The sequence below is a fragment of the Priestia sp. AB genome (assembly GCF_028369225.1).
Classification (GTDB): Bacteria; Bacillota; Bacilli; order Bacillales; family Bacillaceae_H; genus Priestia; species Priestia megaterium.
The window spans coordinates 31,007-45,211 of the sequence record NZ_JAQMYN010000012.1; the positions used below are offsets into that span (position 1 = coordinate 31,007).

Genomic DNA, 14,205 nt, shown 5'->3' on the forward strand with positions numbered 1-14,205 from the left:
GGGATGTCCTTATACAAGGATAAAATATTCTATGTCAAGTTAGTAATACAGCTTGTACAAATACCCATAAAACTAATAAAAATATAAATTAATTATCCATGATGAATATATTTTTTATAACTCAAGCAAACTACCCAAGATGTATTAAACATCAAAATAAACCTTTAGGGCAGGGTTTAGAAAAAAGACTACTGTATAGGAAACAGTGGTCTTTTTCTATTTTTACTCTGTATACCATATATAAATTCAGTTAACATAATGAAAATTACAGGAACCCAAAAACTCCTTTACCCTATATAGGATAAAGGAGTTTTGATCACCTATAATTATTTTCTACCAGTGCCCCCAAATTATCTAAATCCTGACTGATATTTAAGATAATTAAGTAATGCCATTCTCCTTTACGTTTCCCTAAATCCACCACTTGATGGACTTTAACATTATCATTTTCATATTCTTTAGCTGCTTCACACATTTCCCTCAATGTATTGCCAAACTCTGTGTTATCCCAATTTATTACTGTCAATTCAATATAAGACTGGCTCTTTTTTAATTTCATATCTCAGTCCTCCTATTAGATAAAAATGTTACTTAATGCGTAGGACAAGCATACAATCACTCTCTCTATGGATGAATAAATTATATAGATAAATAAAAAAAGAAGGTGATTACAATAAAAAAGTATGATTGTGACTATAAAAAAGAATCAAAGTGTCAACAAAAAAACAAAAAGCAGAAAAGAGAAAAAACTTGTATTCACATCAACATTTATAACCATGCTGAAACTGGCGGACAAATTAGTGGTAATGGGGGACAAAATGCTAATCAGGGTGGACAGATTGCCCAAACAGGTGGACAAAATGCTAATCAAGACGGTGTGGTTATTAAAGAATGTGGAAAAAAAAACAAAAATACTAAAGTGAAAAAATTTAATTTTGAAGATGAAATGAAAGAAAAATAATACCAATACTTTAAATACCATATTTAACATAACGTATAAAACTTTTCTAAAATTATTAATGTGTAAAACAGAAAACTACTGGATTTGATATAGAAGAAGCTGTTGAAATCAATGATTTCAACAGCTTCTTCTATATCAAGACATGTCCAAACTCTTTTAATTGGAATACATATTATATAAAATAACGGTATCTAAAAGGGGGTAAGTAAGATAGAACAATGGCTTAACCTTATTGGGAATTTTGGCTTTCCTATTGTTGTTACTTTTTATCTTCTATTACGCTTTGAAAAGAAAATAGACCATTTAACAGAAGCTATTAATAAAATAGCTACCACTATTGAAAAAGAGAAGGACAAGCAATAAATAATTGATTTATCGACTCATTTTTTAATTAATTTCTTGATATGAAATATGAATACTGCCTAATAATTTGAGCAAACTACTCAAGATGCGCTGCATCCATTCGAATCTCTTGCTGCCGATAGAAAAAACTCCTGCTACGATCAGGAGTTTTTTCTGTTTTTTAAGCTGTATATCATATACATCTTTAGTTAACATAATGAATTTTTTCGGAACATCTTAAAAAATACGACTCGTACCTTGTATAAGGACTAGCCTTCATTGAATGAGTCCTCTTATTCTATTTATTACATAATTTAATTACTTCTATTTTTTTATTTTAAAAATAGGCTTTTCTCTCCTATTACTTCTTACCTATTTTTTAAAAAACATGGACATTCACCCAAGAAGGAAACTAGGTAAATGCATATTCTTGCTCTGACAAACAAAAAAAACGGAGGTTTTAATGATGAATTCAGAAATGCACTTATTACCTAATTTATATTTTCAAGAAAATCAGTCACCCTATGGAGAACCCTATGGAGATATGAGGTTTGGAAGACCTGGTTTTGGTGGTCCTGGCTTCGGTCGCCCTGGTTTCGGAAGACCTGGGTTCGGTTGGGGACGCCCCGGATTTGGTTGGGGACCTGGGTTCGGTTTCGGTTTTGGAAGACCTGGTTTTGGTTGGGGACCTTGGTTTGGCCCTGGAATCGGTTGGGGAGGGCCCTGGTTTTGGTAGTTCCTTTTTATATTAAATGAACTATATCCAAAAAGCCTTAAGATCATTGATCTTAAGGCTTTTTGGAATAACTTACTAAATTTAGAAAATCAAAGCTTTATAAATTTATCAATTTCAGCATCTTCAGTTTCTTTACTTAAGTAACTCGCCTATAATGAATAAAACAAATGTTGCACCAAACATAAAAAACATTGGCTAAGACTTAGCCAATGTTTTTTATGTTGAGATAGATACCCTGAGGAGGGCTTTTTCAAAAAAAACGGATGATTCTTCAGAATTCAGATTACATTCTATTCATCGACCTTTTTTTAGGTGAATTATCTATACGAATAACATTTAATAATTTGAGAAAACTACCCAAGATGCAATGAGGCATCACTCATGAAACCCAATTACGTAACAGAACAAACTAACCTATCACACACCAGGGTAGTTTGTTCTGTTTTTAGTCTGTATACTCTATATATTTATTTAACTCCCGCTTTTTTCAAAGCATAAGCAACTTCTTTTGCAAATTCTATTGGATTTTGAACTGATTCAAGATGTACATAGATAAGTCTTGGTTCTTCAAATAACCAGTGATTGTGTATAGCTGTAACTAGTATTTGCTCACTCTTTTTGATCTCCTGCAGAAAAGGATTTACTTCTTCTTGTAAAAAAACAAGTTCTGCTAAATTCAAAGTTTTATCCTTTTTAGCAACAGGTTCGAAACTAAACTCTAAAGCAATTACCAAATCTGAACTTGTAGGATGACCAAGGATGGTAGGTTTTAAATTTTTTCTCTCCCGTGTTACCTTACATAAGTTCTTTTTTTGTTCAGCCTCACCTTTAAGAATGTTCGCCAATTCTTCACAAAGACATTTTTCTTTAGCCAAGAAATTCACCTCCTTAATAAATAAGATATGTATATAAGAGGGGACAAGCATAGGTATATATACAATGAAATTAGCCTTTTTTAACAGAGCAAACTACTCAAGACGTTCTGCAACGTAGGCTAAACATTGATTATCATTCATGAACCAGAAAAACTACTACTGGGCCCAGTAGTAGTTTTTCTGGTTTTAAGCTGTATATGGTATACATCTTTAGTTAACATAATCACTATTACAGGAACAAGAAAGCTATTAGAATTATGATTCTAATAGCTTTCTTGTTTGAAAAGTTAAGCTTTATTATTTGGAACATTGACTAGTGTTTTTCTTTTTTTGCTAAAAACTCATTTCTCATGTCTAATTTCCTCACTGTTTAAATCGTACACTGTCTTAAATATAAAATCATGTTCATACATCTAATTCCCTCCCGTCATCTTCTAGCGAAAAATCCTTTGAAAATATATGATAATTAGGTTGTACATATGTAATAAATAGATTTTCTTGTTTTATTTTTAAAGAACTGTATTTTTACTGATTTTAGGAGTCACATATGAGACTCCTTTTAATTACTATGAAAGAGATTCTTTTCAATAGCCTCCGCCATATCCGTACCAAGGGTAATATGGATATGGATAATAATATGGTGGATAATAAGGATAATATGGCCGTGGACGTGGATAGTAATATGGTGGGTAATAGTATGGATAATATGGCCGTGGACGTGGATAGTAATATGGTGGGTAATAGTATGGATAATATGGTCGTGGACGTGGATAGTAATATGGTGGGTAATAGTATGGATAATATGGTCGTGGTCTCGGCCTTGGATATGGGTAATGGCTATATGGTTGTCTTTCATCCCCAAGATTTACAAAGTCAACATCGCCACAATCATTTTGCAATAAAAGTTGTTCTTCAGAATTAAAGTCTTGATGTTCCAAAACATAACCTCCTAGACATATTTTCTACCTTCTACTTTATTCAACTGTTTAAGTTTTGGAGTAAGTACAAGAAAAGTGATTAAAAATATAAATAGAAATACCAGTTACTGGATTTATCGCCCATCAAAAAAAAGAAAAAACAACCTGTCTTCCAATACAGATTGTTTTTTCTTTTTTTGACTTTGTAAATTATGAAGGTGAAAAATGAAGTTAAAAGGATTCTAAGTGTGAGACGAAAATTATTCGAAATACATCATATGCTTTTATTTTCCTTTAGGTAACTTGCTTATCATGAATATTTTCTTATATGATGAGCAAACTACACTAGATGCTGTGAAGCATCACTTTGGAAATCCTCATCTTTTTGAGTTGACAACATGTATCAAGAAAAACTACTGATCCCTGTTCAGTGGTTTTTTCTTGATACATAAGTTATTGATAATTTGAACAAACTACTAAAGATGTTTTCAACAGAATATCATCTCAAAAATAATGGTAAGCACGACAGAAAAACTCCCTACGGAAATAGGGAGTTTTTCTGTTTTTAAGCTGTATGTGATATACAAAGGTAGTTAACATAATGGATTTTATAGGAAGTAGACAAAAAAATAATAGAAATCCTACATAATATCGGCGCTTGTCCAAACCCTTTTTATTACTTTGCATACTATAAAAGTGAGCATCCTCCTGCTCTTCCAATAGATCGGTTTTCTTATCACTATTAGGTTAAAAAACTACTGTGTGGTGAACAGTAGTTTTTTCTGTTTTTAGGCTATATATGGTATAGATCTTTAGTTAACATAATAGATTTCATAGGTAGTCATAACACAAAGTAAGAAACATAAAATACAATAAGGAACATCAGCCTGATCTTTCCTTAAGAAAAAACAATCCAAATCCCACGGATTGTTTTTTCTCCTTTTATATAATGATTAATTTTTTTACATATTGAGCAAACTACTCAAGATGATTAATATCATCCCATCGGTAATAATTTTTGAAAAAAACTTCTGATTTAGCGACAGGAGTTTTTTTCTATTTTAGTCTGTATATCGTATACAGAGGTAGTTAACATAATCAACATTACAGGAAGCTATAAATTAGAAAAGGGAGATCATATTTGTGACCTCCCTTTTCTCTACATTAAAAATATTTATTATTGAGTCATCATTACTTTTTTAACACTGGTATCCATATTTCACTTTTAAAAGTTGATGAGGTTACATCTTTATGTTCATTCCATAAAATTTCTGGTCCCTCTACTTGTTCATAATTTGAGGATGGAAACCATTCGGAATAAATTCGTCCCCATACATCTTGTAAAGTATCAGGAAATGGACCAACTGCTTCAAATACAGCCCATGTTAAGGCAGGTACTTCAAGTTGTATTAAATTATCGGGACAATCCTTAGTTGTTGCTACACCGATATAATGGTCAAGCTCCCCTTTTTCTTCCATTCTTCCTTCAGAAAAATTCACAGATGCACTAAGCAATCCTAATGGTTTAACATTAGAAAGTTTTTTTAGTTTATTTATGGTTTCATTATTTAAGCTTTCCCACATAGCAGCAATCCTGGGGTTAACTCCATGAAAAATTATAGGCACTCTTTCTTTAATACCGACTATATGAAATGCCTCTTTTTCTTCAATACGATAGTTCATTTCATTTCCTCCTTTAATTGATAGCTGAAAGGTCATTTGTGGATAGGCTCTAAGTGAATAACCATTCTTTTTGGCTTCTGAAGGAGTTATACCATGTAAGTTTTGAAAAGCTCTTGTAAAAGAATCTGGTGAGTTATATCCGTATTTGATCGCAATATCAATAACCTTCATGTTATTATCTTTAAGTTCGAATGCTGCAAGAGTAAGTCGTCTTCGGCGAATGTATTCTGACAAAGTAATACCTGCAAGAAAAGAAAACATCCTTTTAAAATGATATTCAGAGCAAAGAGCTAGCTTTGCTACTTCTCTAAAATCTATATCGTTGGTTAAGTTCTCCTCGATATAGTGTAAAGCTCTATTCATATTTCTAAGCGAATCCATTTATATGACCTCCCTTATCATCAGAATAGCAAGATTTAAATAGATCCATCCGACATTTCATGCACAATTATGTAGGATTTTCTCTTTTCTCTTCATAAGTTCTTACGAACTTGAGCAAACTACTCAAGACGCCGTGAGGCATCCAATATTCAACATGAATCTCTTCTCCAAGAGCAGAAAAACCAACCTTTAGGACTCAGAGGTTGGTTTTTCGGTTTTTTAAGCTGTATAAGATATACAAAGTTAGTTAACATAATCACTCTTTCCGGAACACACCATAAAAAAGAACCCTTGTGGGAGTTGGGTTCTAAGGAGGTTACGATTTCTGTAATATGCAGCTTTTTATACATCCTTGATAAATCAGCTTTTTCTCTTGAGGTGATTGAAGCCACGATGTATAAAAAGCGCACCTTTTATACATATGCAAAAAAAAGAAAAATATATATTTATTGGTAAAAAATGATACAATTTAGTCGTTGTAGCATTCATTCTTCAACGAGCATAAAGAGCAACCTCTCTCCAGTACCATGGGATATGAGGTTGCTTTTTATTTTGTTACTTTTTTACCTCGACAAGGCATGGATACATGAGGTATTTTATATTTGCACATGTTTCATCTTTTATCGAAAATAAATAGAAACCACAAACATAAGAAAAGCTCTCAATATTAGGAGCTTTTCTTATGTTTGTGGATGCCACTACAGCTTATTAATATATTAGCGTCTAAACGCGTCTGCTCATTTTTTAAAGAGCGTTACTAATTTTAGATATGCTCCTTAGACTATCTCAAAATTAATATGTTGGCTATTATATTAAAGGTATTATAATCAACATAATAGAATAACACCTAAATGGGGGTGAACGCATTGTCAAACGCGTCTGAATATGGATATTTTGCAAAAGACGTGGCAGCCGACCTTGAAGTTACTACGTCAACTCTAAGACGTTGGTCTATTGAGTTAGAAAAAGCCGGATATAAGTTTAAAAAAAATGAAAAAGATCAAAGGATTTACTATGATCGCGATTTTAAGGCGTTCAGGGAATTGAAGAAATTAATAAGTAATAGCGTTGTACTAATAGACGCTATAAATGCTGTAGTATCAATGGATGTAGAAGGTCTAAACGCATCGCAAACGCCTAGCGTTTATCGGGAAGAAACGCGTTTAACAAGGCAGTTTTTAGAAGAAGTTTTAGATAAAAAATAAATAAAGCAATACAACACGCCTTTGAAGAAGGCCGCCAACAAGGCCAAAAGAAATTAAAGAAATGATGAAAAAAATAGAAAAAAGATCTGAGGAACGAGATGATAATCTTATGTCCGTAATTAGATCAATACGAGCAGAAAAAGAAGAAGTTAAACAATTAATCGCGGCTTCTCAAGAACAAGCGAAGAAGACTTTCTGGCAACGACTTTTTAGTAAGATCTAATTAGAGATACAGAAAGGTGTGTATTCACATTAAAAATTGTTCTATCTGTAATGAGCCCATAGAAGACATCAATAAAGCCCTTTTAAGAAAAATTCGTAAAGACGCCATGAAATTTCCAGGTTCTAAAAAAGAAGAAATGAAAAAAATCCACGCTTTAGCATTTAAGTTCTCTAATGAAAAAAATATGTGAGTACTGCTACTTACAAGAAATGGCTGGATTGACAACGATAATGAGAATTAAAGCAATGGAAAGTAATAAACCTTAAGAACAATTTGGTCCGCCTTGAGGCGGTCATACTAACCTTAAGGTTTTTATTTTTCTTACGAAAAATTATAAAAAAACCATTGCAATTCTAATAGCGAATTGCTATTAAAATAATAATGATAATAGGGACTAAACAAAAAAATAAGTTCAAACCCTTGATATGAATAGCTTGAATGGACTTTCAGGGGTGTATCGTTTTCGATACATTTTAAGTTGTTTTTGTATCGAAAACGATACACCTAATATTTAGCCTGCGAAAACATCATTTAGGAAGCATAAGAAGTACAACTATAAATAGAGCAAAGAATAAAGGTCCAGATCTTAGCCGTTAAGGATAAAAAATTGCCTTAAGGCAATTAGAAACAACTTAAAGTTGCTTCCTTGTTTTTAACAAGTTAACCATCTTTAAAACGAGGACACTCAACAATTAGTAATAAAATAAACACATATTATTAAGAAGTCAGCATATGTACAAGCAATCCCTCTTTTTCTTGCATCTACTATAAAGAAATAACGAAAAGAGGTGATTAATATAGAGAACTATAAAGAAAATGTATCTATTCCACGTCCTCCGGATGTTGTCACTATTCTTTGGCAGCGAAATCCACTAGATAGACGATCTCCACGGACAATTGTAGAAGCAACGGTAATTGGAAGTGCTAGACCTTGTCAACAATTGTTACAAAATGGAAAACGTTACAGAACTGCAGCAGAATGCTTACTTGATAATGGTTTTAATCAGATAACAAATGAAAGATTAGGTGTGTTTGGTATCGCTGTATTTGTTCGTAATTCTTAATAGTCAATAATGAGAATTACAAAACACACTGACTATTTTCCTGATAGCTAGTGTGTTTTTCCTGTCCTTAAAAATTGAGCTCCAAAGGCTTCTTATTAGCTACAACAAATTACTAAAGAATTAGTTAGTAATCTTTAGCTATGGCTAAACCACTAAAAGAAATTGGTCCTACGACAGCTGCTTCTGTACCATTTATAATATTCTCAGCAGTTACTCGATAATCATGTGATCCAGCTCTCACGTTCTTGTCTATAGCCTGAAATGTCACAATATAATTTAGCTCTGATCCTGGATCTGCTTCTACTCCTTCTTGAGCTCTAAAGATTTCTTGTCCATCGTGGAAAATTTTAAATAAAATTTGTGATGTACCACTTACTCCTCGAACACCAACTGTTGCAATTAACTCCACATGATTTCTATTTGCATCTCTTCCAGGAATAGTTATACATATATCTGCTAATACAGTTTTTTTAGGAGAATGAGCAATAGAACTTGGGTTTTTTTGATTAACTTTATGAACTGGTTCAGTTGCTTGATAATCAACAATACGAAACATTATAATTCCCCCCTTAACTTTTATACCCTACAGTATGTCGTTAAGGGGGAATTCGCTTGGACAACTTGTCTATGTTTAAAAGAAAAATTTCTCTAAAACTATTTTTCTGTATTATTTTATGTGTGTCATATTAAACCTTAGTTACCATAATGTGAGTTATAGCCCAAAATACAGATTGGTTACGCTGCAATACATAACCTCTCTGGAAGTAAAACAGCTAGCATAATTATTACTAGCTGTTTTACTAGACAAACATATAAAATAATGAAATAGACTTGCCTTAATTTCCTTCATATAATCAGAAGCTGAAATAAGATTTCTTTCTGATTAGTACCCCCCATGACTAAAACAAGAACGACCAACGATAACTAATAAAATAAAGAGGACAACAATTAACGCAAAACTACTACCAAAGCCTCCGCTTCGAAAACAGCCAGAACCTCCACCGTAACCGTAGCCTCCACTATAACCTCCGAAACAACACATATTTCTCACCCCCATATGTTTCTACTTTTAAAATATGTACAAGAAGGAAAAAGGTTCGTCCCAAACTGGTAAAAGTAGAATTGTCCACGCCTGACCAACTTCTATGTCTTTATTAGTGTCTTAAGAAACCCATATAAAAGACCTGTTACTTGGGCGGTGTTAGTAACAGGTCTTGGTGAGGAAATATGAAATGGGATGTCTTTATGTGATATAAGGATATCTTATGTGAAATTAGTAAAATGGCTTAGACTAATGTCTATAAAATGATCAAAAATATAAATTATTTATCTATAAAAAAATAACACCAGCACTTGTCCAAACACTTGCAATTACTTTGCATACTATAGAAGTGAGCAACCTCCTTGCTCTTCCAATAGATTTCGCCTTGTACATTGTTATTAGGTAGAAAAAAGACTATCTCTTTTAACCCGTGAGAGGCGAGAGATAGTCTTTTTCTTTTTTAACTATATAAATCAGGAAGGTGTAAAAAAACTGAGGGGAAGAGTTACTGATGCCGTCACTTAAATTATTTTTACTACACTATATGTTTTCATTCTAGATTAGGTAAATTGCCCACTATGAATATATTTTTTATAGCTGAAGAAAACTACTCAAGAAGAAACGGGGAATCATCTCATAAAAACCAATTATTCAACAGCAAAAAAACTACTGGTTCCCTCCGTTCCAGTAGTTTTTTCTATTTTCAAACTGTATCCGATTTTATTAATGAGATTAATGACCTTTAGGATAATTTTTATAGCCTTCAGGTACATCCTTTATTTAGTATCGCTTATTAGAATCTAGGAATTAGAAGTATTATCAATTTGTCCTTGATCACTAATATCTGGATCACAATTATTATTTAACATATGCGCCACTGAAGGGGAAGCATTGCCAAATGAAAAACAAGCTCCTACTGATTTTGAATTAGCCGTATGACTGTTTTGAACATTATTACCTATATCTAGATTAGCGTTTTCTGTAACTCCATTAGCATTGAAATTTTGCACATTAATATTAGATGGCATAAAGAATATACTCCTTTATTCTTAAACTTGGCCTGATATTGGCATGGAAGGGTTAGCAATTTGATCTTGATCACTAAAATCGGGATCAAAATTACCATTAGCCATCCAAGCTGTAGAAGGAGAAAAGTTACCTAAAGAAATATTAGCTCCTACCCACTTTGAATTAGCTGTATGACTATTATGAACCGTGTGACCAAAATCCACATTTCCATTTTGAGTAATACCATTGGTCAGTACATTACCAATAATAATAGAATAAGGCATAAGATTACTCCTTTCTCATTTTCTCACTTTACAGAATATAAAATCATCCATTCTTTATAACAACTGTTTCATATATCCTGAATTTTAAGTGATAAAGAGATAATATAAGAGCTAAATTCACTTTAATTGTAGCTTATGTTCTCATTCTTTATTAGGTAACTTGCCCATCCTGAATATTTTTTTATAACCGAAGCAAACTATCCAAGAAGCCGTGAGGCATCTACCACTTTAAAATTCCTATTCTTTTAGCAGAAAAACTACCTTTGGCTGATAGGTAGTTTTTCTGTTTTCAGGCTGTATATGATATACAGGACTAGTTACCATAATGTCTCATTTCGGAACACATCACCAAAAAGAACCTTCTTGGGTTCTAGATGGGGCCTTGTTTCTTCTTTATGCAGCTTTTTATACATATGCAATATCCCAACAGAGGTGGCTTTTTTTAGAAAAAGATGTTAATATATAATTCCATAATGATGATGTTCGAAAGGCAACCTCTACTGACGACTGGAGGTTGCTTTTTATTTTGTTAATAAGCTCGCTCACCTTTACAACGATTTTTTGCTCCTCTTGTTTAGCAACTGCTACTTTATCTAAGGCGATGCGATGGGCAGCAGTTTCTCCTTACTCTCTTTCTGATGTTCTCTACATGTTCTAAAAGTTTAAATTGAGCCCATGCCCATTTAATTTTTCGCTTACACTGTTATTATAATGTTCATTTTCAGTAGATATTTCTGTAGCGCATAGAGTTATAAAAACTTTATTATATGTTGGTATTAGGCCTTTCCTGGACGTTTCAAGAGTTATAACGTTTTTTTATCTGTAACTCTTCTGAACTTTGAAACGCTTGTATCGGTGTAAGATCTGTTACCTTTCTCATCTTTATGGAATATAAAATTCCCATTTTCAAAAGTTGTAGCGTACCATACTTAATTACTGTTTGTCTTTGAATACTTAATTGTAACGCCACCTCTTCAGGAGAATAAAAAGCTTAGAGATTCTCTTGTATTCCTTTTTTATAACGGCATTACAAGATGAGTTATAAAATTTTTTGTAACTGGAATTATAATATTCTTTAAACCCTAATGCTTTTCCTCATTCAAAAAGGGGTAGGTCCTAGCGGGAACTTCGAGCACAAAGAATATGAAATAAAATGATTAATCAATTTACTAACCATAGGTAATTAAGAGCAATTAACAAGCATCACCTATTTTACTAGCCTGTCCTGTAAAACAAAATAGAAGAAGCTAACCTATCCAAAATCATTCGGTTAAGTTTATGGGTCAGTTTTTCTACACCACAACTGAAGGAGCTTGGACATAGTTAGATATAAAAACAGCCGTTGAAATGATTAATTCCAACGGCTGTTTCTTCTGATAAAACTCATTATGATGTCAATTTCATACTTTTACCAGAAAAACAATGAAGCTAATGCAAGACCTGTAATTGCTCCCAGTGCTACAGCATAAGGTGCTCCAAACCCATAAAAACCCCCACCATAAAAACCATAGCCAATACCATTTCTACGTCTCATAGGCTGGATATAAACATGACTTGGAGTTACCCTTGTAATACGTCCAAGATGCGTTCGACCATAACGATCATTAATTCTTACGGTACGTCCACGGTGTCGATGACAAAGTTGATAATAGTTTCCGCCGCTCATTATTAGAACCCCCTTTTTATCTGATATGATATGAAAAGGAAGTCCTAAATGTTTGGACGAGTGTCTTGAAAATTAGGAAATACAACGAAATATACGAAATCCTAATAAATTTTGATACTTTTTAGTTAATCTTTCATGATCATCAAGTAAATCATAAACATTTGAAGGGATTTCATCAGATAAATCAAACTCTGTTCCAAAATCAATATTTTGCTCTTCATCTTCCCCTTCCACTTTATATTCACGCCTACTTACCACTGTGGAAAAGCCTGCCTTTTTCCAATATTCGACCCATTCCAATTCATTAGGGATGGATTGAAAATGATAAAATTCCGAAACTAAACGTTCATCCTGTTCTGTCATTTGTGGTTCTTTTACCGTTTCAATAGCTAAGATAATTCCTCCCTTTTTTAGCACCCGTTTACATTCCTTTAACGAAAAGGAAAGATTTGTAAAAGTAGCAACAGATTCTAACAGAATGATATCAAATGACTCGTTATCAAATGAGAGATCCTCCATATCTTCAATTGTAGCCTTGCAGGGTAATTTTAACTGTTCAAATCTTTTATTTGCCTTTTGTACCATAGTTGCATTTATATCACATGCTGTTATTTCACACCCATACCTGCAATATAGGTATGCGGATGTTTGTCCTGTACCACAACCTATATCTAATATGGAGGTATCTCCATTTATTTCCTCTTTTTCCAATAAATGTTTTGTTAAATGTAAACCGCCAGGATGGGCCCCACCAACCCCTAGTAAGGCAAGCATATCCATATACTTCATATGAATCACCTCTTATTTTTGTATGTAACAAGGTATGAGAAAAAAAGTAAAAGGTAATAACTTAATAAAATATTTTTTAGATGTATAGAAATTTAGATTTGCCTTACTTGTATAAATCCGCAATGAATTAGTAAGCATAATTCCCAAGTATCTTAATAAAGCTAGCCTTTTTAATTCAGTGGTTATCTTTATTTAAAACTATTATTTTAGGCGATCATTCTTACTCCTTGTACATATTATAAAATTAACATAACTAAAAGGAGATCTTTAAATTAATGTATAGAAGAACACGTCGACCTATAAACCCTTTTTTTCCACATCAATTTCAGCGTCCGAATACAAAACAAAATAACCCAAGTCTATTGTCCTTTTTTCGTACATCAGATGGAAATTTAGATTTTGACAAGATTGCTGGTACTGCGCAGCAAGCGAAGGGATTGTTTAATCAGTTCAGCCCCTTCATTACAAAATTTCTTAAAAAATAACGTTTTAATTCCTTAAGAAATGTTGCGAGGTCCTTATATTCTATTTCCCCCCTCTATAAATCCCTGATATTTCCCAATTTATAGTGGGGGATCATTATGTCGGATATAGCTTTAAAAGAGGAACTGCCCTGTCTCAAGTTATATTTCCCTTAATAAGATAACGATCATATGAGCTTAGAAACTTATAAAAGCTTAATATGTGGGACAAAGGCCTATTTTACAAGAGCGATAAACCATATAACCACTCAGACATATACTAAAAATGTGCTGTACCCTATCCACTAATTATTTTTATCTAATATAAAAAATACAAAGGGGTGTTTATTATATGTCTGAATGTGGCGGATATGGATTTGGCGGGGGCTTTGCCTTCCTAGTTGTGCTATTTATCCTTCTTATCATTGTCGGATGTAGTTGTTTTGGCGGATGGTAATCATTGCAAAACAGAGCCCAAGTGAGTCCAAAAGGCTCTGTTTTTTGCCCTTATGACGATTGAATATGTAAGCAGACTGAGAGCGAAAAACAGTCTGCAATGCTGAAGGGG

At 32.9% G+C, this 14,205-nt stretch carries 17 protein-coding genes; 8 read left to right on the forward strand and 9 right to left on the reverse strand.

Features of this window, described 5'->3' with window-relative positions:
- Positions 1-316 precede the first annotated feature (316 nt).
- Complete coding sequence (locus POF52_RS25055; RefSeq protein WP_176586003.1) at positions 317-559, reverse strand: hypothetical protein; 243 nt, start codon at positions 557-559, stop codon at positions 317-319.
- A gap of 105 nt (positions 560-664) precedes the next feature.
- On the opposite strand from POF52_RS25055, the gene POF52_RS25060 reads away from it, so the two are divergent.
- The 3 genes from POF52_RS25060 (at position 665) to POF52_RS25070 (ending at position 2,039) form a co-directional block, all read left to right on the forward strand.
- On the forward strand, positions 665-961 hold the full coding sequence (locus POF52_RS25060) for a hypothetical protein (protein ID WP_176586002.1): 297 nt from the start codon (positions 665-667) through the stop codon (positions 959-961).
- Positions 962-1,192: 231 nt separating this feature from the next.
- A complete protein-coding gene (locus POF52_RS25065) occupies positions 1,193-1,324 on the forward strand; it encodes a YvrJ family protein (protein WP_334314417.1) in 132 nt (43 codons plus the stop codon).
- A gap of 442 nt (positions 1,325-1,766) precedes the next feature.
- On the forward strand, positions 1,767-2,039 hold the full coding sequence (locus POF52_RS25070; RefSeq protein ID WP_271995901.1) for a hypothetical protein: 273 nt from the start codon (positions 1,767-1,769) through the stop codon (positions 2,037-2,039).
- Positions 2,040-2,506: 467 nt separating this feature from the next.
- Here the strand turns inward: POF52_RS25070 and POF52_RS25075 are convergent, their stop codons facing one another.
- Positions 2,507-2,914 (reverse strand): DUF1259 domain-containing protein, encoded by a 408-nt coding sequence (locus POF52_RS25075; protein WP_255323611.1) that lies wholly within the window; start codon positions 2,912-2,914, stop codon positions 2,507-2,509.
- 625 nt (positions 2,915-3,539) lie between these two features.
- Between POF52_RS25075 and POF52_RS25080 the strand changes: the two genes are divergently transcribed.
- Complete coding sequence (locus POF52_RS25080) at positions 3,540-3,836, forward strand: hypothetical protein (protein WP_271995904.1); 297 nt, start codon at positions 3,540-3,542, stop codon at positions 3,834-3,836.
- 1,186 nt (positions 3,837-5,022) lie between these two features.
- Here POF52_RS25080 and POF52_RS25085 read toward each other — a convergent pair.
- On the reverse strand, positions 5,023-5,895 hold the full coding sequence (locus POF52_RS25085) for an AraC family transcriptional regulator (protein WP_176585992.1): 873 nt from the start codon (positions 5,893-5,895) through the stop codon (positions 5,023-5,025).
- A gap of 866 nt (positions 5,896-6,761) precedes the next feature.
- Between POF52_RS25085 and POF52_RS25090 the strand changes: the two genes are divergently transcribed.
- Positions 6,762-7,100, forward strand: coding sequence for a MerR family transcriptional regulator (locus tag POF52_RS25090; RefSeq protein WP_176585991.1), 339 nt, complete (start codon positions 6,762-6,764; stop codon positions 7,098-7,100).
- 109 nt (positions 7,101-7,209) lie between these two features.
- Positions 7,210-7,323, forward strand: coding sequence for a hypothetical protein (locus POF52_RS25095; RefSeq protein ID WP_442956658.1), 114 nt, complete (start codon positions 7,210-7,212; stop codon positions 7,321-7,323).
- Between the two features lie 1,188 nt (positions 7,324-8,511).
- Here the strand turns inward: POF52_RS25095 and POF52_RS25100 are convergent.
- The 6 genes from POF52_RS25100 to POF52_RS25125 form a co-directional block, all read right to left on the reverse strand.
- Entirely contained in the window at positions 8,512-8,943 is a 432-nt protein-coding gene (locus POF52_RS25100) for an exosporium protein C (protein WP_271995909.1), read from the reverse strand.
- Between the two features lie 327 nt (positions 8,944-9,270).
- Positions 9,271-9,429, reverse strand: coding sequence for a YjcZ family sporulation protein (locus tag POF52_RS25105; RefSeq protein WP_176585989.1), 159 nt, complete (start codon positions 9,427-9,429; stop codon positions 9,271-9,273).
- An 800-nt stretch (positions 9,430-10,229) separates the two neighbouring features.
- Complete coding sequence (locus POF52_RS25110) at positions 10,230-10,457, reverse strand: spore germination protein (RefSeq protein WP_029319826.1); 228 nt, start codon at positions 10,455-10,457, stop codon at positions 10,230-10,232.
- A gap of 21 nt (positions 10,458-10,478) precedes the next feature.
- Positions 10,479-10,721, reverse strand: a complete 243-nt coding sequence (locus tag POF52_RS25115; protein WP_029319824.1) for a spore germination protein — start codon at positions 10,719-10,721, stop codon at positions 10,479-10,481.
- A 1,408-nt stretch (positions 10,722-12,129) separates the two neighbouring features.
- Complete coding sequence (locus tag POF52_RS25120) at positions 12,130-12,387, reverse strand: hypothetical protein (RefSeq protein ID WP_097812780.1); 258 nt, start codon at positions 12,385-12,387, stop codon at positions 12,130-12,132.
- A gap of 72 nt (positions 12,388-12,459) precedes the next feature.
- A complete protein-coding gene (locus POF52_RS25125) occupies positions 12,460-13,176 on the reverse strand; it encodes a class I SAM-dependent methyltransferase (protein ID WP_271995917.1) in 717 nt (238 codons plus the stop codon).
- A 275-nt stretch (positions 13,177-13,451) separates the two neighbouring features.
- On the opposite strand from POF52_RS25125, the gene POF52_RS25130 reads away from it, so the two are divergent.
- Positions 13,452-13,661, forward strand: a complete 210-nt coding sequence (locus POF52_RS25130) for a YppG family protein (protein ID WP_098526713.1) — start codon at positions 13,452-13,454, stop codon at positions 13,659-13,661.
- Between the two features lie 328 nt (positions 13,662-13,989).
- Complete coding sequence (locus POF52_RS25135; RefSeq protein ID WP_081715117.1) at positions 13,990-14,094, forward strand: YjcZ family sporulation protein; 105 nt, start codon at positions 13,990-13,992, stop codon at positions 14,092-14,094.
- The last annotated feature ends 111 nt before the right edge of the window (positions 14,095-14,205 follow it).